The following is a 16,655-nucleotide window of genomic DNA, read 5'->3' on the forward strand; positions in this document are numbered from 1 at the left end:
GTGCCTGGCTGCGTGCGTGCGGGCCGGGCGGGGGTGCGTCGTCAGGCGTCGAAGTCGTACTCCAGGACGTACGACGCCGAGTCCAGCGTCATCTCGTTGAGTTCGACCGCGACTCCCTCCTCCGTCAGCGCCGTCCGGCCGATGAGGATGACCGGCGTGCCGAACTCCAGCGAGAGCCGGGCGGTTTCCTCGGACGTCGGCATGCGGCAGCGGATCTCCTCCCGGAAGTGCACGGGCCGGTGGCCCAGTTCGGCGAGGCGTGCGTACGTGCCGCCGGGGCCCGTGTCCGGTTCCGTGATGGCGGTGCCCTCGGCGAGCGCGGCCGGCAGGTACGAGACGGAGAGCAGCACCGGCCGGTCGTCCAGCACGAAGCGCCGGCTGCGGACGCACACCGGCTCGTCCGGGGAGGACAGGCCGAGGACCCGGGCCACCCGCGCGCCCGCCGGGGCGGCCGCGGTCACCTCGATCTGGTCGACCACCAGCGCGCGGTCCTCCGCGATGTCCGCCGACCAGACCGAGCGCCCGCTGCCCCAGTGGCCGTGGGCGAGCCGGGGGATGCCCCGGCGGCGCAACGGGCGGAAGGAGCGGACGAAGACCCCCGCGCCCTTGCGGGCCTCGGCGAGGCCTTCGTTGCGCAGGACCGACAGGGCCTGGCGGGCGGTCATCCGGGCCACGTCGTAGGTGGACATCAGGTCGTTCTCGCCCGGGAGCCGGTCGCCCGGCGCGAAGGTGCCCGCCTGGATCGCGGTTCTCAACTCGTCGGCGATCCGCTGGTACTTGGGCCGACGACCGCTTTCCGGGTCAGTCATGAATGGACCACTCCCTTCCGTCTGCGGGACACCCTACGGCGCGCCTCTCGGAGGCGAAGACCATCGGTGGGCCGCCCCGCGCGGGTGATCCATCCTTCGGGGGACATCTCTAGAGACGCGTTGACAGAGGGCGATCCCGCGGCTTCGCTGGGTGTATCTATCTGGTCTCCGTCCTCTCCCTCGCACGGAAGGTGGGGACGGAGAGGACGGACGGACTGGAGGACGGACGGACTAATGGACGGACTGATGGACGGAGGGATGCGTGCAGTCAGTGCCCGAGAAAGGTGACCTCGTCCGCGACACCGCCACCGGACAGGTCGGCTTCTACGTCGCCAGCGTCGCCGGGCGGTTCCTCATCAGATGCGTCAACGGCGGCGGCGAGTGGGAGGCCGACCCCGCCGACGTCCAGCTCGCCACGCCCATGCGGGAGCTCCGCGCCCGCGCCGCCGAGATCAACGCGCGCAGCCGCAGGGGTCTGGGTACCTGAGCGGGTTCCGGGGCGGTTCAGGGGCCTGCCCCGGGGATCGATCCGGTCGGCCGCGGCCTGTTGTCGGTGCGGGCTGTTGTTGGTGCGGTCTGTGGTTGGTGCGGCCTGTTGTTGGTGCCGTCTGTTGTCAGTGGGGCGCGTCACACTGGAGGCATGTGCCGCAGCATCAAGACCCTTCGCCCGCCCGCCCTGCCCCACGAGGCCACCGGCGACGACATCCACGCCGCCGCGTTGCAGTTCGTGCGCAAGGTCTCCGGTTTCCGCGCACCCGCCGCCCACAACCGCGAGGTGTTCGACCGGGCCGTGGAGGAGGTGGCCGAAGCCACCGCGCGCCTTCTCGCCGACCTGGAGATCCGCGGGGCGCACCCGGTCAGGACGCCGGAGCCGGAGCCCCAGCCGGACGCCGTATGACGTAGGCCGCGAGCGAGCCCGCCAGGAAGAGCGCCAGGACCGGCACGCAGGCGCCGAGCCAGGTCGCGCCCAGCCAGCGGCCGCTGAGCCAGCCGAGGCCCACCCCGTACGTCGCCCACACCGCGGCCGCCAGCGCCGACCACGGCAGGAAGTCGCGCAGCCGGCGCCCGGTCGCGCCCGCGCCGAGGGAGACCACGGAGCGGCCGGCCGGCGCGAAGCGGGCGAGGACGACGAGCAGTCCGCCGCCGCGCGCCAGTGTCTCGCCGAGACGTTCCTGCGCCGCGGTCAGGCGGCGCGAGCGGGCCACCGCGTGCCCGAACCGGGTCCCGCCGCGCCGGGCCAGGTGGTACGCGGCGAGGTCGCCGAGCATCGAGGCGGTGGCCGCGCAGAGCAGCAGCGGGAGCAGGGCGGGGGCGTACGGGGCGTACGCGGCAGCTTCCGCGCCGGCCGCCGTCGCCGAGGCGGCGGTGGCGGCCGTGACCACGAGGATGCCGCTCGGCAGCACCGGCAGGAAGACGTCGAGGAGGATCGACGTCGTCACCGCCGCGTAGATCCACGGGCCCGCGGTCAGCGACTGCAGTGACCACCCCGTGCCGTCGAGCACGTTCACGGGGCCAGAGCCTACGCGGCGGCCCGTGCCCGGACGCCGACCGGGGCCGGAAACCGCCTACGCGGTCCCCGGCCCCGGTCGGTACACGGGCTTCGGCGGGCATCGGGCGGCCGGTGGGGCTGGCTTCGGCCGGCCGCCGGTGCGGGCTCCGGTCTGGCTTCGGCCTGACTTCTGCCTGGCTTCGGGCTCGGCCCGGCTTCCATTTGGCTTCTGGCCCCGGCCTGGCTCAGGCGCCGGCCTCGGTGCCTGGGGCTTCGGTCTGGCCTCCGGCCTCAGCCACGGTGCCTGGCTTCGGTCCGGCCTCCGGCCTCAGCCCAGGGTGCCCGGCTTCGGCCTGGCTTCGGGCTGGCTTCGGGCTCGGCCTGGCTCAGGCGCCGGCCACGGTGCCCGGCTTCGGCCCGGCTTCCGGCCTCAGCCCCCGGTGCCTGGCGTCGGTCCGGCTTCCGGCCGGCCCCGTGCTCTTACGCGGCGACCGTCGTCGCCCGCTTCTCCTCCGAGCCCTCCCCAGCGGTGCCGCGCGCCCCGAAGAGGCCGCCGAGGGCCAGGGCGCCCGGCCCCGTGAAGACGAGCAGCAGGAACGCCCAGGCGAACAGCGCCGCGGACTCGCCGCCGTTCTGGAGCGGGAACAGGGCCTGGGACTGGTGGACGTCGAAGTACGCGTACGCCATCGAGCCGGAGGCGATGAACGCCGCACCGCGCGTTCCCAGGCCCAGCAGGACCAGGCCGCCCGCGACGAGCTGGATGACCGCCGCGTACCAGCCCGGCCAGGTGCCGCTCGGGATGGTGCCGCCGCTGCCGGCGGCGCCGCCGATCCATCCGAAGAGGGAGGCGACGCCGTGGCAGGCGAAGAGCAGGCCGACGACGATCCGGAAGAGGCCGAGCGCGTAGGGCTGGGCCTGGTTCAGGCGGCTCGCAAGCGAGTTCATGGGGGAAGGACTCCTTCGGTCTGGCCCATGCCAGAAGGCACGGGCCGTGGGGGACGGGAACCGAGGTCCTTAGGTTAGGCACCCCTCACTATTGCTTGCAAGTTCAACAACCTATGGAGTCGGACCGACGGCCTTTGCCGCCGCTGCTTTTCAGCAGCCGTTGAGGACCGACTGCAGTGCGCTCTTCTCGGCCGAGTCGACGCTGAGGCCGTAGTAGTACTTCACCTGCACCCACATCCGGGCGTACATGCAGTGGTACGACGTGCGCGGCGGCATCCACTCGCCCGGGTCCTGGTCGCCCTTCGACTGGTTCACGTTGTCCGTGACCGCGATCAGCTGCGGGCGGGTCAGGTCGTTGGCGAAGCCCTGACGCTTGCTGGTCGTCCAGGAGTTGGCGCCCGAGCGCCAGGCCTCGGCGAGCGGGACCACGTGGTCGATGTCCAGGTCGGAGGCGACGGTCCAGGTGGCGCCGTCGTACTCCGAGAACCAACTGCCGCTGACCGCCGCACAGCTGGAGTCCTGGACGACGTTGACGCCGTCGCGCTTGAGGACCACCTCGCGGGTGTTGCAGGTGCCGGACTGGGTGATCCAGTGGGGGAAGAGGTCCCGGCTGTATCCCGTGGAGGAACCTTCCGCCTTCACCGTGAGGGAGGCGAGGTAGGTGCGGGCGGTGGAGGCGCTGACAGGAGTGGGCGGAGAGGCCTGGGCCGCCGGGGCGGTGGCGAGCAGGCCGGTGACGGTCAGGGCGGCGGAGGCGGCGAGGACTGCTATGCGACGCGCGTAGACATGGGCGGCGGGCATGCGAACTCCCTTGTGGTGGGGGGACCTTGGCCGGTTCCGGCCCGCCGGGGCCGGGCCCCGGGCGCCGGGTGGCCCGGTCATCGTGGCGGCGCCTGGTTTCCGTGAGGGGTGCGCCAGGTAACAGAGTGGCGACATGCACACGTCACATCAAGGGGTGTGACGTGCCTCGGACGTGCGGGAGTTGGGTACGTCGAGGGGGCGCGCGTGCGGGGCGAGTGGTGTGCGCGGGTGCGCGAACGGCTCCGCGGCGGCACGTCACGATGGACGCGTCGCCGCGGAGTCGGTTGGGCGGGCGGCCGCAGTTCTGGGCTCGTGCCGACGTCAGTCAGTCAGTCGGCCAGTCAGTCAGTCGGCCCGTAAGTCAGTCAGTCGGCAGTCGGTCGGTCAGCGGCGTGCGCGCTCACGCGGACGTCAGGGTGAGTGTGACGTGCGGAGTCGGTGGTCGGGGCCGCCCGTAGGGCTGGCTCGCGCGGGCTCGCAGCCCGCGGCGCGGCGCGCGCTTACGCGAACGTCAGGGTCAGCGTGCCGTCCGCCGTCGGCTCGATCCGTACGCCCGTGAGGTCGGAGACGTGGACGTCGGCTGCGAAGGCCGCGGCCCGCGGCCCGACGCCGACCACGCGCATGCCCGCCGCGCGGCCCGCCTGGATGCCCGCCTCGGAGTCCTCGAAGACCACGCAGTCGGCCGGCTCGAAGCCCAGCGCTGCCGCGCCCTTCAGGAAGCCCTCCGGGTCCGGCTTGCTCGCGCCGACGCTCTCCGCGGTGACCCGGGTCTCCGGCATCGGCAGGCCCGCCGCACCCATCCGGGCGCGGGCCAGCGTCTCGTCGGCCGAGGTCACCAGGGCGTGCGGCGCTTCCGCGAGCGCGGCCATGAACGCCGGTGCGCCCGGCACCGGCACGACCCCGTCGAGGTCGGCGGTCTCCTCGGCGAGCATCACCCGGTTGTCGGCGTGGTTCTCCTCCATCGGGCGGTCCGGGAGCAGCACGGCCATCGTGGCGTAGCCCTGGCGGCCGTGCACCACCTTCAGGACCTCCGCCGGGTCCAGACCCTGCCGCTCCGCCCAGCGCCGCCAGCAGCGCTCCACGACGGCGTCGGAGTTGACGAGCGTGCCGTCCATGTCGAGCAGGAGGGCACGTGCGGTGAGGGACGCCGGGGTGCTGGCGGTCATCAAGGATCTCCAGGAGGGTGGTCGGAGATGAGGCGTGACGGTACGAAGCGGTCCCGCCCGCCGGTCAGGGAGTGCGAGCGGGGCCACTTTGTTCCTCCACGATACAAAACGGCTCCGCGCCGCGCCAACCCCGTCCGCATCGCGGGATCCGCCCTGGTCCCGGGTCGGGTCGGGGTCGCCGGTCAGCCGTCCGTCTCCGCCTCCAGGGCCTTCCTGGTGTACGGGCCGTAGACGCCCTGCGGGTCCTCCTTGATGTACTTGTACGACTGGTAGCGCTCGACCGCGCGTTCGACCTTCCGGTTGTACGAGCCGTTGATCGGGCCGTCGTAGAGCCACAGCTCCCTCAGCCGGCGCTGGAGCTCCGACACCTCCGCGCCCGAGGAGCCGAGGCTGAGCGTCGGGGCGTCGGTGGCTCCGCCGGTGGGCGAGGTCGCGCTCGGGCGTGTCGGCGCCGCCGTGGTCCTGGACGGAGCGGCCTGACCGGTGCCCGGGCCCCCGGACCGGGTGGCCGTCGGGGACGGCGACGCGGACGCGGAGGCGGACGTCGGGGACGGGTCGGCAGAGGTGGACGCCGAGCTGGAGGGAGTGGTGGTCGGCGCCTCGGACACGGCCACGTTCTCGGACGCGCTGGTGGTGACCTCCGGGACGCCGGCCCGGTCGTCCGTGCCGTCGTCGCCGCCGATCAGGGCGGCGGCCAGGGCGGCCGTACCCACGACCGCAGCCGCGACCATGCCCGCGATCACGGCACCCCGCCCACGGCGCCGCCCGGCCCCGGGCCCGTCCGGGGCGTACGCGAGGGTCAACGCGGGACCGTCGTCGTCCGGATGGCCGTGGCGGAACCCGTCCGGGTGGGGGTGGGAGAACCCGTCGGGGTGGGTGTGAGGGAGCCCGTCCGGGTGAGGGTGGGAGAACCCGTCGGGGTGGGTGTCGGGGAGCCCGTCCGGGTGAGGGTAAGAGAACCCGTCCGGGTGGCCGACCGGAGGAGCCTCCGGGTAGCCGCCCGCGTAGGCGCCCGGACGGTCACCCGCGTGCTCACCCGCGTAGGCGCCCGGACGGTCACCGGCGTGCTCACCCGCGTGGCCGACCTGGTGCCCGCCGTACGGGTTCTCGTACGCCGCGGTCTGCGCCGCCCCGGCCACCCCGGCAGCCCCGGCCGCCCCGGTCACCTTGGTCACGCCGGTCGGCGCCATCCCGGACGGTGCCATCCCGGCCGCCTCGGGCAGCAGGAGTTCCATGGTCTCCGGCCCCCCGGCCGGCTCCTCCGGCACCTCCGGCGCCTCCGGTACCGCCCGCGCCTGCGCCTGCACCGCCTCCGCCCCCGCAGGCATCAGCCCCGCAGCCGGCAGCGGCCCGCCCCCCGCCCCCGGCACCACCCGCGCCGCCGCCTCGGCAGGCAGCGCCTCGGCAGGCAGCGGCCCGCCCGGCGCGGCCCCGTCCGCCCTCGGCAGTACGGCCGTCCCCTCCTCCGTGGCGTTCAGCGTCACGTACGGCCGGATGCGCAGCGGGTCGAAGTCCTCCGCCGCGGCCAGCTCGGCGGCCTGCGCCTGCGCGCGTTCGCAGGCGCAGCCAGGTCTGTGTACACCGCATTCGGGACAGACGTGTGCGGACATCGATGGGTCCCCTCCCGGTCAACTCCGAGCGATTATGCAGGCCGGTCACTGCCGCAGGGTGAACAGCTGTGCCCCTCCGCAGGCCAGAACGGGGCAAACACCCCAGGATGGGGAGGTGTCGCAGCCCCCACGGCCTCGCCCGGACCGGAGGAGACGCCCATGGCCCAGGAAGTACGCGCGCCGCACGCCGGTGGCGGTCCCGTGCCGGGGGAGGGGCAGAGCCGCCGCACCGTCGTCGTCGCGATCGGCGCGCTGCTGCTCGGCATGCTCCTCGCCGCGCTCGACCAGACCATCGTCTCCACCGCGCTGCCGACCATCGTCAGCGAGCTCGGCGGCATGGAGCACCTGTCCTGGGTCGTCACCGCCTACATGCTCGCCTCGACCGCCGCCACGCCCCTCTGGGGCAAGCTCGGCGACCAGTACGGGCGCAAGAAGCTCTTCCAGGGCGCCATCGTCATCTTCCTCGTCGGCTCGGCGCTCTGCGGCGTCGCCCAGAACATGCCGCAGCTGATCGGCTTCCGCGCGATCCAGGGCCTCGGCGGCGGCGGACTCATGGTCCTGTCCATGGCGATCGTCGGCGACCTCGTCTCACCCCGCGAACGCGGCCGCTACCAGGGCCTCTTCGGCGCCGTCTTCGGCGCCACCAGCGTCCTCGGCCCGCTGCTCGGCGGCCTGTTCACCGAACACCTCTCCTGGCGCTGGGTCTTCTACGTCAACCTGCCGATCGGGATCGTCGCCCTGTTCGTCATCGCCGCCGTCCTGCACATCCCGGTCCGCGCCACGCGCCACCGCATCGACTACCTCGGCACCTTCCTCATCGCCTCGGTCGCCACATGTCTCGTCCTGGTCGCCTCGCTCGGCGGCACCACCTGGGACTGGGACTCGCCGCAGATCATCGGCCTCGCCGTCCTCGGAGCCGTCCTCCTCGTCTGGTTCGTGCGCGTCGAGCGGCGCGCCGCCGAACCGGTCCTCCCGCTCAGGCTGTTCCGGATCCGCACCTTCGCCCTGGTCTCCGTCATCAGCTTCGTCGTCGGCTTCGCCATGTTCGGCGCGATGACGTATCTGCCGACCTTCCTCCAGGTCGTGCAGGGCGTCAGCCCCACCATGTCCGGCGTGCACATGCTGCCCATGGTCGTCGGCATGCTCCTCACCTCGACCGCCTCGGGGCAGATCGTGTCCCGCACCGGCCGCTGGAAGGTGTTCCCGATCGCCGGGACCGCCGTCACCGCGCTCGGTCTGCTGCTCCTCCACCGGCTGACGGAGACCAGCTCCACCTGGCAGATGAGCGTCTGCTTCTTCGTCTTCGGCGCCGGACTCGGTCTCGTCATGCAGGTCCTGGTGCTCGTCGTGCAGAACGCCGTCTCCTACGAGGACCTCGGCGTCGCCACCTCCGGAGCCACCTTCTTCCGCTCCATCGGCGCGTCCTTCGGCGTCGCGATCTTCGGCACGATCTTCACCAACCGGCTCACCGGCAAACTGGAGGACGCCCTCGCCGGCCAGGACATCCCGCCCGGCCCCGGCCCCGAACAGCTCGCCGCCGACCCGCGCGCCCTCGCCGGACTCCCGCCCGAGCTGCAGCCGGCCGTCCTCCACGCCTACGCCACGTCCATCACCGACGTGTTCCTGTACGCGGCGCCGGTCGTCCTCGTCGCCTTCGTCGTCGCCTGGTTCCTCAAGGAGGACCGGCTGCGCGCCTCCGTCACCGCGCCCGACACGAGCCAGACCCTCGCCTCCAACCCGGTCGAGCGCTCCTCGTACGAGGAGTGCGCCCGCGCGCTGTCGGTGCTCGGGTCGCGGGAGGGCCGCAAGGCCGTCTACGAGAAGATCACCGCCCGCGCCGGGCTCGACCTGCTGCCCGCGTCGAGCTGGCTGCTGCTGCGGGTCCGCCGCCACGGCACCGTCGAACCCGCGCGGCTCGCCGACGCCACCCCCGTACCGCTGCGGGCGATCACCGAGGCCGCCCGGCAGCTGGAGGAGCGGCGGCTGGTGGCCAGGGAAGGGCTCCAGCTGGTGCTCACCGAGGAGGGGGCCCAGACGGCGGTGGTGCTCGCCAAGGCGCGTGAGGACTCGCTGTCCGAGCTGCTCGGCGACTGGTGGGGCCCGGACCGGCCCACCGACCTGGTGAAGCTGGTCGAGGAGCTGACGGCCGAGCTGGGCGGCTCGGACGCGGAACGGCCCCGCTCGCCGGAGCCGCCCCGCGACCACCACGCGTGAGGCGCCGCGGACCCGGCCAGGATCCGGAAGGGACGGCCCAGGGGGTGTCTCGCCGATCATGCCGGGCTCGCGACGCCGGGCACCGCCCCCTGATCCGGCATGATCGACGAGACACTTCCTAGAGCTCCTTGCCGTACCAGATCTCCATGTACGGGCCGGTGCAGTACGCCGGGATCTCCGCGTAGCCGTTGCGCGTGTACAGCGCCCGCGCCTCCACCAGGTCGAGGCGGGTGTTCAGCACGGTCCGGCGGGCGCCGAGCTCGCGCGCCGCGTCCTCCAGGCCGCGCAGGAGGAGGTTCGCGCCGCCGGTGCCGCGGAAGGAGGGGCGGATGAACACCCGGGTCAGTTCGGCGCGTTCGGCGTCGAGCAGGACGAGGCCGCCGCAGGCGGCCGGCTCGCCGCCGTAGCGGCCGACGAGGAAGGCGCCGGTGGGCGGGGCGAGCAGGTCGAGCCCCTCGTCGATCATCTCCTGGTCGTACTCGTCCTCGGTCAGGACGCGCTGGTAGTAGCGGCCCGCGACATCGCCGAAGTAGTCGCGGCGCAGGGCGGTGGCGTCGGGGGTGTCGACGCGCTCAGGAGAGAAGGTCCAGGTCATGCGCGTCATTGTCGGCGCGCATGACCTGGGACGCAGCTCAATCCTTGGGCGACGCCTGCTGGACGACCTCGAACGACCACAGGGTCGACCCGGTCGCGGCCGGCCTGGGCCGCTCGCCCTCCGCCCCGCCCTCACCGGCACCGGCCGAAGTGCCCTGGTGCGCGGCCTTCATGGAACCCTCCATCCAGTTCTGGAAGTCCTCCTCGCTGCGCCAGCGGGTGTACACCAGGTACTGGTCGGTGCCCTCCAGCGGGCGCAGCAGCTCGAACCACTCGAAGCCGTCCGAGCCCTCGACGGCGCCGGCGCGCGAGGCGAAGCGCTTCTCCAGCAGCTCGCGCTGCTCGGCGGGCACGGTCAGGACGTTGATCTTCACGATGCTCATGAAGGGCAGGATAGGCGGCGCCCGGCGGCTACGCGGGGTCCACCACCCGGGCGATCAGCAGACCGTCGTAGCCCTTCGTGCCCACCGTCTGGACGGCCGTGGCGTCCAGCCGCGGCTCGGCCGCGACCAGGTCGAACATCTCGCGGGTGCCGGTGACCGACGGGTCGTCCGGGTGCTCGGTGGCGACCTTGCCGCCGCGCACGACGTTGTCGACGACGATCAGCGTGCCCGGCCGCGACAGCTTCAGCGCCCAGGAGACGTAGTGCGGGTTGTTGACCTTGTCGGCGTCGATGAACACGAAGTCGAACGGGCCCGCGCCCTCCTGCTCCAGGAGCGGCAGGGTGTCCAGGGCCGGGCCGACCCGCACCTCGACGGTCTTGTCGAGGCCGGCCCGGGCGAGGTTGCCGCGGGCCACGTCGGCGTGCTTCGGGTCGTACTCGAGGGTGACGAGCCGGCCGTCGGCGGGCAGGGCGCGGGCCAGCCAGATGGTGCTGTAGCCGCCGAGGGTGCCGATCTCGAGGACGTTCTTCGCGCCCTGCGTGGCCACGAGCAGGTGGAGCAGCTTTCCCTGGTTGGCGGCGACGGCGATCTCGGGCAGACCGGCGGCCGTGGAGTCGGCGAGCGCGGCGGTCAGCGCCTCGTCGGCCGGGGCCAGCAGGTCCGTGAAGTAGTGGTCGACAGTGGTCCATTGGGCCTGGTCATTGCTCATGCAGCCGAACGTACACCGCCGGAGCCCGCCGCGGGCCGTGCGTTTCGCGCCCGCGCCGCCGCGAACCCGCCCGCCACGAGCAGCAGCAGCGTGCCGCCCACGGTGAGCAGCCAGACCGGGATGCCGCCGCCGACCCTCCACAGCCGGTCGTCCCAGATCACCTCGCGGTACGGGGTGTCGGCGGGCGCGCGGACGAGTTCGTGGTCGCCGTCGATGCGGGCTGGCTCGGGGAAGAACTGGTCGACGGCGGTGAGGAACACCCGGCCCGGACCGGTGAGTTCGGCGACGGCGCCCCTCGGCTCGTCGACCTCCCCCGCGAAGAGCACCTCGGGGCGGTCGCCGCCGATGGCGTCTTTCGGCTCCGTGCGGTGGCCGGCGAGCACGTACAGGCCGAGGGACTGCGGGCTCGTGGCGAGCCGGGAGAGCCGCATCGGGTAGACGGGCCGGTCGTTCGTGAACGTGATGCGGAGCGGGTCGAGTTCGCCGTAGAGCGTCTCGCCGGGCTTGTCCGGGGCGAGGCGGACGGCGACGTACTCCCACTTCCGCTCGACGTACGGGCGCAGTCCCTCCTCCAGCCGGTCGGAGAGCTCGAAGCCGTTGCGGTGCAGCCAGTCGCCGAGCGCGGCCGGGTCGGTGGCGGTGAGCCGGGCCACGTCGAAGGGGCCGAGGCGTTCGCGGCCGACGACGCCGACGCCGGTGCCGCCGGCCTTGCCGGGCGGTGCGGCGCTCGCGCCGTCCACCTCGCCCCAGGAGAAGGGCCAGTCGCCGCCGCGCGGCCAGAAGTAGTCCCGGTCGCGGTGCTCGGGCGCGGTCAGCCGGTCGAGTTCGTCGAAGAGCGCCGGGTCGCCGAGCGTGACCTCGGCGCGGTGCGGCACCGGCATGATCCAGGCGGCCTTCTCGGCGTCGCCGTGCACGGTGAAGCGCATGACGATCCGCTCGGTGCCGGTGCGCTCGTCCCAGTGCACGGCCGAGGTCTCCCGGTCGACGCCGATCCGGTCCATCCGGTTGGTGACCATGGCGCCGCAGCCGCAGGCATAGGCGGGCGCGACGAGCGAGCCGAGCTGGAGCGCGAGCAGCGCGACCAGCATGGTGAGAAGGCGTCGTGTTCGTGGTGTTCGGTGTGTCCCCCGCATGCCTGCTGCGACGCAGGAACGGATCTTCCGGTTCCACTCCTGGTCGGCGCCGGGTGCCTGCGTAAGCGCGTATGTACGTGTGTACGGACGCGCGTGCGCGCCCGGGTGTGTGCGGGAGGTGGGGCGTGGGCGTGGAGGTGGCGCCCCGCCTCCCGGGCGTACGAGGATGCGCCGAAAAGCCTGACCTGCGGGCCCCTGGGGGTGTCGCGCCGACCCCTGGCCCCCTGGCCCCTGGCCCCCAGGCCCCTGGCCCCCTAGCCCACCCTGACCTGGAGCTCCTTGATGCCGTTGAGCCAGGCCGCCCGCAGCCGGCGCGGGTCGCCCGCGAGGCTGAGGTCGGGCAGTTCGTCGGCGAGCGCCTCGAAGATCAGCTCGATCTCCTTGACGGCGAGGGACTTGCCGAGGCAGAAGTGCGGTCCGCCGCCGCCGAAGCCGAGGTGCGGGTTCGGGTCGCGGGTGATGTCGAAGACCTCGGGGTTCTCGAAGACCTCGGGGTCGTTGTTGGCGGAGGAGTAGAAGAGGCCGACGCGGTCGCCGCGGCGGATCTTCTGGCCGCCGAGTTCGGTGTCCTGCGTGGCGGTCCGCTGGAAGGAGACGACGGGCGTCGCCCAGCGGACGATCTCCTCGGCGGCGGTCGCCGGCCGCTCCCGCTTGTAGAGCTCCCACTGGTCGGGGTGGGTGAGGAAGGCGTGCATGCCGTGGCTGATGGCGTTGCGGGTGGTCTCGTTGCCCGCGACGGCGAGCAGCAGGACGAAGAAGCCGAACTCGTCGGAGGAGAGGTTGCCCTGGCCCTCGGCGGCGACGAGCTGGGACACGATGTCCCGGGCGGGGCACTCCTTGCGGGCGGCGGCGAGGTTCATGGAGTAGCCGATGAGTTCCATGGCGGCCTCGGCGCCGATCTCCTCGGTGATCGCGTACTCGGGATCGTCGTACGCGACCATCTTGTTCGACCACTCGAAGATCCGGGCCCGGTCCTCCTGGGGTACGCCGATGAGTTCGGCGATGGCCTGGAGCGGCAGTTCGACGGCGACCCTGGTGACGAAGTCGAAGGCGCCGTCGGGTCCCGCCCCGGCCCTGGCCTCGGTGACGATGGCGCGGGCGCGGTCGCGCAGCGCGGTCTCGAGGCTGCGGATGGCGCGGGGGGTGAAGCCGCGCTGGACGATCTGGCGGACCCGGGTGTGCTCGGGCGGGTCCATGTTGAGCATGATCAGCTTCTGGACCTCGATCTGGTCGCGGTTGATGTGCTCGTTGAAGCGGATGACGGCGGTGTTCTCGTTGGAGGAGAACAGCTCGGGGTGCGTGGAGACGTACTTGACGTCGGCGTGCCGGGTCACGGCCCAGTAGCCCTCGTCGGCGAAGCCGGTGATGCCGGGGGGCTGGGCGCACCACCAGACGGGAGCGGTCTGCCGGAGCTCCGCGAACTCGGGGTGGGGGACGCGGCTCTGGAGCAGATCGGGGTCGGTGGCGTCGAACCCTTCGGAGAGACGGGGACAGGGCATCGGCAACACACTCCATTATCTGATGGCCCATCAGGAGTTGCCGGGAAAGGTAGTAACGAGTTCTACAAGAGGCAAGAGAAGGGGTGGGAACTGTTGCGCCCCGGACCCTTGCGTACCGGCGGTAGCAGTCATAAGACTGCAGTAAGAACTAGAACGCGTACTAGTTCCGAGTTCCTGTTCCACGTGACGTCGACCGGCAAGGGTGCCGGGACACCCCCGCCGGGCGAGGAGAGGACCAGCTCATGGCCGCGGAACCCGTCATCGTCGAAGCCGTACGCACGCCCGTCGGCAGGCGCGGAGGCGCGCTCGCCAACCTCCATCCCGCCTACCTCCTCGGCGAGACCTACCGCGAACTCCTCGGCCGCACCGGCATCCACGCCGACTGCGTCGAGCAGATCGTCGGCGGCACCGTCACCCACGCCGGCGAGCAGTCCATGAACCCCGCCCGCACCGCCTGGCTCACCATGGGCCTCCCGTACGAGACCGCCGCCACCACCGTCGACTGCCAGTGCGGCTCCTCCCAGCAGGCCAGCCACATGGTGGCCAACATGGTCGCGGCGGGCGTCATCGACATCGGCATCAGCTGCGGCGTCGAGGCGATGTCCAGGGTCCCGCTCGGCTCCGGCTCCAAGCACGGCCCCGGCAAGCCCTGGCCCGACGAGTGGAACGTCGACCTGCCCAACCAGTTCGAGGCCGCCGAGCGCATCGCCCGCAGGCGCGGCCTCACCCGCGAACGCGTCGACTCCCTCGGGCTGCTCTCCCAGGAGCGCGCGGCGGCCGCCTGGGCGGAGGAACGCTTCAAGCGCGAGACCTTCGCCGTCCAGGTCCCGACGACCGAGGAGGAACAGGCCGCCGGGCAGGGCATGTGGCGGCTCGTCGACCGCGACGAGGGCCTGCGGGACACCAGCATGGAGGCGCTGGCCCGGCTCAAGCCGGTCATGCCGACCGCGATCCACACGGCCGGCAACTCCTCCCAGATCTCCGACGGCGCCGCCGCGATCATGTGGGCCTCCAAGCGCATGGCCCGCGCCCTCAAACTCCGCCCGCGCGCCCGGATCGTCGCCCAGGCCCTGGTCGGCGCCGACCCGCACTTCCACCTCGACGGGCCGATCGACGCGACGAGGGCCGTGCTCGGCAAGGCCGGGATGTCGCTCAAGGACATCGACCTGGTCGAGATCAACGAGGCCTTCGCGTCGGTGGTGCTGAGCTGGGCGCAGGAATTCGACCGGGACCTGGACGGACTCGAGAAGGTCAACGTGAACGGCGGTGCCATCGCCCTCGGCCACCCGGTGGGCGCCACGGGAGCGCGGCTCATCACCACGGCACTGCACGAACTGGAGCGGACGGACAAGGAGTTCGCGCTGATCACGATGTGCGCGGGCGGGGCGCTGGCGACCGGCACGATCATCCAGCGACTGTAGGAACCCGAGGTTCCCGCGGCGACCGAGGTCCCCGCGGCGGCCGCGGTTCCTACTGCCCCTGCGGCCCCTGCGGCGCGCTCGCCCGGCGCCCGTCGACCGCGGCCGTGACCGAGTCCGCTTCCGCGACCAGTGCCGCCAGGAGGTCGGCCGCCCGTACGTCCGGGCGGCTGAGTCCGGCGGCCTGGCCGGCCCACAGGTTCACGCGGTCGGCGCGCCCCCGCTCCGCCGCGGCCCGTCTGATCGGCAGCATCAGCGCGTTCTGCAGCGGATACGGCGGTACGAGCTCCTCGTGGGCGGCCATCTCCCGCACGAAACGGTTGGGGATGCCGCGGGCCGTGCGGCCCGAGAACAGTCGGGTCAGCACCGTCGTACGGGCCTCCGGGCCGCCCAGCGCCCGGCGGTGGACCGGGCTCGCGCCGGACTCGCGGGCCGCGAGGAAGGCGGTGCCGATCTGCACCCCGTCCGCGCCGAGCGCCAGCGCGGCCGCGACCCCGCGCCCGTCGGCGATGCCGCCCGCCGCGACCACCGGCACCGTGACCGCGTCCGCCACCTGCGGCACCAGCGAGAACGTGCCGACCAGGGACTCCCGTACCGGCCGCAGGAAGGCGCCCCGGTGGCCGCCCGCGTCGCTGCCCGAGGCGACCACCGCGTCCACGCCGGAGGCCTCCAGGGCCACGGCCTCCGCGACCGTGGTCGCCGTGCCGATCAACGCGATGCCGCGCCTGCGCGCCTCCGTCACGAGGCGCCGCGGCGGCAGGCCCATGACCAGGCTGATCACCGGCGGGGCGGCGGCGAGCAACGCGTCGAGCTGCTCGTCGAAGTCCGGCCGGTCCGCGAGGTCGGCGGCGGTCGGGGCGGCGACGCCGAGCTCGTCGTAGTACGGGCGGAGCCGTTCGACGTGGGCGGTGAGGTCCGGGAGGCCGTCGGGGCGGGGCTCGCCGTCCTGCGGCACCCACAGGTTCACGGCGAAGGGCCGGTCCGTGGCCGTCCTCAGCCGGGCCACCAGGGCGGTGATGGCGTCCGGAGCGAGGTGGTGCGCCCCGTACGAGCCGAGACCACCGCCCTCCGAGACCGCGACGGTCAGCTCCACGGAGGACAGTCCTCCGCCGAACGGGCCCTGGACGACGGGAAGTTCGAGGGAGAGCAGCTCTCCAAGACGGCCCGGCCGCATACAGCCTCCTCGGTCGTGGCGGGCCTCGCGCCCGCCGCCGTCGAGAAGAGTAGACGACCTAGACGACCGGTCAACTAAATCGCCGGAATCCTCTATAGTCACGGTCATGGGACGCACCAGTACGGCACGCGAACGGCTTCTCGACGCCACCGGAGAGCTCATGCGGGCCCGCGGCTACGCTGCCGTCGGCGTCGCGGAGATCTGCGCGAAGGCCGAGGTCAAGAAGGGCAGCTTCTATCACTTCTTCGAGTCGAAGCAGGCCCTGACCGTCGAGGTCGTCGACGCCTACTGGGCCGCCGAGCGGGCCTGCTGGACCGAGGCCGTGACCGGCCCGGGGCCCGCCCTCGACCGGCTGCGGCGGCTGCTCGCCGGCCCCGCCGAGCTCCAGCGGCGGGTCAGGGAGGCCACCGGCAGCGTCGACGGCTGCCTCCTCGGCAACCTCGCCCTGGAGCTCAGCACCCAGGAGCCGGACGTCCGGGCCCGTCTCGACCGGATCTTCGACGAGCAGATCGCGATGGTCGCCGCGGTCCTCACCGAGGCCGCCGAGGAGGGTGCCGTCCCGGCCGACCGGTCCGGGCCGGAGGTCGCGCGGGCGGTCGTCGCCCAGCTGGAGGGCCTGGTGCTGCTGGCCAAGCTCAAGAACGACCCGGCGGTCCTGGACGAGCTGTGGCCGCAGGTGCGGCTGCTGCTGTCGGCGGGCTGACGGCGGCA

At 72.9% G+C, this 16,655-nt stretch carries 17 protein-coding genes; 5 read left to right on the forward strand and 12 right to left on the reverse strand.

Annotated elements, in window-relative coordinates; genetic code table 11:
- Positions 1–41: 41 nt before the first annotated feature.
- Positions 42–809 carry a GntR family transcriptional regulator gene (locus ACFWJO_RS15895; RefSeq protein WP_385692292.1) on the reverse strand — a complete coding sequence of 256 codons (768 nt, stop codon included), beginning with the start codon at positions 807–809 and terminating at the stop codon, positions 42–44.
- Positions 810–1,071: 262 nt separating this feature from the next.
- Between ACFWJO_RS15895 and ACFWJO_RS15900 the strand changes: the two genes are divergently transcribed.
- Both ACFWJO_RS15900 and ACFWJO_RS15905 read left to right on the forward strand, forming a co-directional pair.
- Complete coding sequence (locus tag ACFWJO_RS15900; RefSeq protein WP_386865401.1) at positions 1,072–1,296, forward strand: hypothetical protein; 225 nt, start codon at positions 1,072–1,074, stop codon at positions 1,294–1,296.
- A 153-nt stretch (positions 1,297–1,449) separates the two neighbouring features.
- Positions 1,450–1,707: a DUF2277 domain-containing protein gene (locus ACFWJO_RS15905; RefSeq protein WP_384417264.1), complete on the forward strand. Its 258-nt coding sequence runs from the start codon at positions 1,450–1,452 to the stop codon at positions 1,705–1,707.
- On the opposite strand, the gene ACFWJO_RS15910 is transcribed toward ACFWJO_RS15905, so the two are convergent.
- The 5 genes from ACFWJO_RS15910 to ACFWJO_RS15930 all read right to left on the reverse strand — a co-directional run bounded on the left by ACFWJO_RS15910 (position 1,667) and on the right by ACFWJO_RS15930 (position 6,820).
- Complete coding sequence (locus tag ACFWJO_RS15910; protein WP_386865404.1) at positions 1,667–2,317, reverse strand: DedA family protein; 651 nt, start codon at positions 2,315–2,317, stop codon at positions 1,667–1,669. The two genes, ACFWJO_RS15905 and ACFWJO_RS15910, sit on opposite strands and share 41 nt — an antisense overlap.
- A gap of 461 nt (positions 2,318–2,778) precedes the next feature.
- Positions 2,779–3,243, reverse strand: a complete 465-nt coding sequence (locus tag ACFWJO_RS15915) for a DoxX family protein (RefSeq protein WP_386865406.1) — start codon at positions 3,241–3,243, stop codon at positions 2,779–2,781.
- A gap of 150 nt (positions 3,244–3,393) precedes the next feature.
- Positions 3,394–4,044 (reverse strand): HNH endonuclease family protein, encoded by a 651-nt coding sequence (locus tag ACFWJO_RS15920; protein WP_386865408.1) that lies wholly within the window; start codon positions 4,042–4,044, stop codon positions 3,394–3,396.
- A gap of 500 nt (positions 4,045–4,544) precedes the next feature.
- Positions 4,545–5,210: an HAD-IA family hydrolase gene (locus ACFWJO_RS15925; RefSeq protein WP_386865410.1), complete on the reverse strand. Its 666-nt coding sequence runs from the start codon at positions 5,208–5,210 to the stop codon at positions 4,545–4,547.
- Positions 5,211–5,392: 182 nt separating this feature from the next.
- The gene (locus ACFWJO_RS15930; protein WP_386865412.1) at positions 5,393–6,820 is read right to left on the reverse strand and encodes a peptidoglycan-binding protein; all 1,428 of its coding nucleotides are present in this window, start codon (positions 6,818–6,820) and stop codon (positions 5,393–5,395) included.
- Between the two features lie 159 nt (positions 6,821–6,979).
- Here ACFWJO_RS15930 and ACFWJO_RS15935 point away from each other — a divergent pair, with 159 nt between their 5' ends.
- Positions 6,980–9,034, forward strand: coding sequence for a DHA2 family efflux MFS transporter permease subunit (locus ACFWJO_RS15935; protein ID WP_386865414.1), 2,055 nt, complete (start codon positions 6,980–6,982; stop codon positions 9,032–9,034).
- 118 nt (positions 9,035–9,152) lie between these two features.
- On the opposite strand, the gene ACFWJO_RS15940 is transcribed toward ACFWJO_RS15935, so the two are convergent.
- From ACFWJO_RS15940 to ACFWJO_RS15960, 5 genes are all read right to left on the reverse strand, one after another.
- Entirely contained in the window at positions 9,153–9,629 is a 477-nt protein-coding gene (locus ACFWJO_RS15940) for a GNAT family N-acetyltransferase (protein ID WP_386865416.1), read from the reverse strand.
- A 37-nt stretch (positions 9,630–9,666) separates the two neighbouring features.
- Positions 9,667–10,011, reverse strand: a complete 345-nt coding sequence (locus ACFWJO_RS15945) for an antibiotic biosynthesis monooxygenase family protein (protein WP_386865417.1) — start codon at positions 10,009–10,011, stop codon at positions 9,667–9,669.
- Between the two features lie 28 nt (positions 10,012–10,039).
- Complete coding sequence (locus ACFWJO_RS15950) at positions 10,040–10,720, reverse strand: O-methyltransferase (protein WP_386865419.1); 681 nt, start codon at positions 10,718–10,720, stop codon at positions 10,040–10,042.
- Positions 10,717–11,808 (reverse strand): DUF2330 domain-containing protein, encoded by a 1,092-nt coding sequence (locus ACFWJO_RS15955; RefSeq protein ID WP_386865421.1) that lies wholly within the window; start codon positions 11,806–11,808, stop codon positions 10,717–10,719. The genes ACFWJO_RS15950 and ACFWJO_RS15955 overlap by 4 nt, the downstream gene beginning before the upstream one ends.
- Positions 11,809–12,107: 299 nt before the next feature.
- Positions 12,108–13,352: a cytochrome P450 gene (locus ACFWJO_RS15960; protein ID WP_386865422.1), complete on the reverse strand. Its 1,245-nt coding sequence runs from the start codon at positions 13,350–13,352 to the stop codon at positions 12,108–12,110.
- A gap of 242 nt (positions 13,353–13,594) precedes the next feature.
- Between ACFWJO_RS15960 and ACFWJO_RS15965 the strand changes: the two genes are divergently transcribed.
- A complete protein-coding gene (locus ACFWJO_RS15965; protein WP_386865424.1) occupies positions 13,595–14,773 on the forward strand; it encodes a steroid 3-ketoacyl-CoA thiolase in 1,179 nt (392 codons plus the stop codon).
- A 49-nt stretch (positions 14,774–14,822) separates the two neighbouring features.
- Here ACFWJO_RS15965 and ACFWJO_RS15970 read toward each other — a convergent pair whose 3' ends face one another.
- Positions 14,823–15,944 carry an NAD(P)H-dependent flavin oxidoreductase gene (locus ACFWJO_RS15970; protein WP_386865426.1) on the reverse strand — a complete coding sequence of 374 codons (1,122 nt, stop codon included), beginning with the start codon at positions 15,942–15,944 and terminating at the stop codon, positions 14,823–14,825.
- Positions 15,945–16,050: 106 nt separating this feature from the next.
- On the opposite strand from ACFWJO_RS15970, the gene ACFWJO_RS15975 reads away from it, so the two are divergent.
- Positions 16,051–16,647 carry a TetR/AcrR family transcriptional regulator gene (locus ACFWJO_RS15975; RefSeq protein ID WP_386865428.1) on the forward strand — a complete coding sequence of 199 codons (597 nt, stop codon included), beginning with the start codon at positions 16,051–16,053 and terminating at the stop codon, positions 16,645–16,647.
- The last annotated feature ends 8 nt before the right edge of the window (positions 16,648–16,655 follow it).

Origin of the sequence: Streptomyces sp. NPDC127092, assembly GCF_042722475.1 — a bacterium.
Classification (GTDB): domain Bacteria; phylum Actinomycetota; class Actinomycetes; order Streptomycetales; family Streptomycetaceae; genus Streptomyces.

Coding starts and splice junctions, on each gene's coding strand:
- ACFWJO_RS15895 (WP_385692292.1), bottom strand. CDS start 809: ATGACTGACCCGGAAAGCGGTCGTCGGCCCAAGTACCAGCGGATCGCC.
- ACFWJO_RS15905 (WP_384417264.1), top strand. CDS start 1,450: ATGTGCCGCAGCATCAAGACCCTTCGCCCGCCCGCCCTGCCCCACGAG.
- ACFWJO_RS15915 (WP_386865406.1), bottom strand. CDS start 3,243: ATGAACTCGCTTGCGAGCCGCCTGAACCAGGCCCAGCCCTACGCGCTC.
- ACFWJO_RS15920 (WP_386865408.1), bottom strand. CDS start 4,044: ATGCCCGCCGCCCATGTCTACGCGCGTCGCATAGCAGTCCTCGCCGCC.
- ACFWJO_RS15925 (WP_386865410.1), bottom strand. CDS start 5,210: ATGACCGCCAGCACCCCGGCGTCCCTCACCGCACGTGCCCTCCTGCTC.
- ACFWJO_RS15930 (WP_386865412.1), bottom strand. CDS start 6,820: ATGTCCGCACACGTCTGTCCCGAATGCGGTGTACACAGACCTGGCTGC.
- ACFWJO_RS15935 (WP_386865414.1), top strand. CDS start 6,980: ATGGCCCAGGAAGTACGCGCGCCGCACGCCGGTGGCGGTCCCGTGCCG.
- ACFWJO_RS15940 (WP_386865416.1), bottom strand. CDS start 9,629: ATGACCTGGACCTTCTCTCCTGAGCGCGTCGACACCCCCGACGCCACC.
- ACFWJO_RS15945 (WP_386865417.1), bottom strand. CDS start 10,011: ATGAGCATCGTGAAGATCAACGTCCTGACCGTGCCCGCCGAGCAGCGC.
- ACFWJO_RS15950 (WP_386865419.1), bottom strand. CDS start 10,720: ATGAGCAATGACCAGGCCCAATGGACCACTGTCGACCACTACTTCACG.
- ACFWJO_RS15955 (WP_386865421.1), bottom strand. CDS start 11,808: ATGCTGGTCGCGCTGCTCGCGCTCCAGCTCGGCTCGCTCGTCGCGCCC.
- ACFWJO_RS15960 (WP_386865422.1), bottom strand. CDS start 13,352: ATGCCCTGTCCCCGTCTCTCCGAAGGGTTCGACGCCACCGACCCCGAT.
- ACFWJO_RS15965 (WP_386865424.1), top strand. CDS start 13,595: ATGGCCGCGGAACCCGTCATCGTCGAAGCCGTACGCACGCCCGTCGGC.
- ACFWJO_RS15970 (WP_386865426.1), bottom strand. CDS start 15,944: ATGCGGCCGGGCCGTCTTGGAGAGCTGCTCTCCCTCGAACTTCCCGTC.
- ACFWJO_RS15975 (WP_386865428.1), top strand. CDS start 16,051: ATGGGACGCACCAGTACGGCACGCGAACGGCTTCTCGACGCCACCGGA.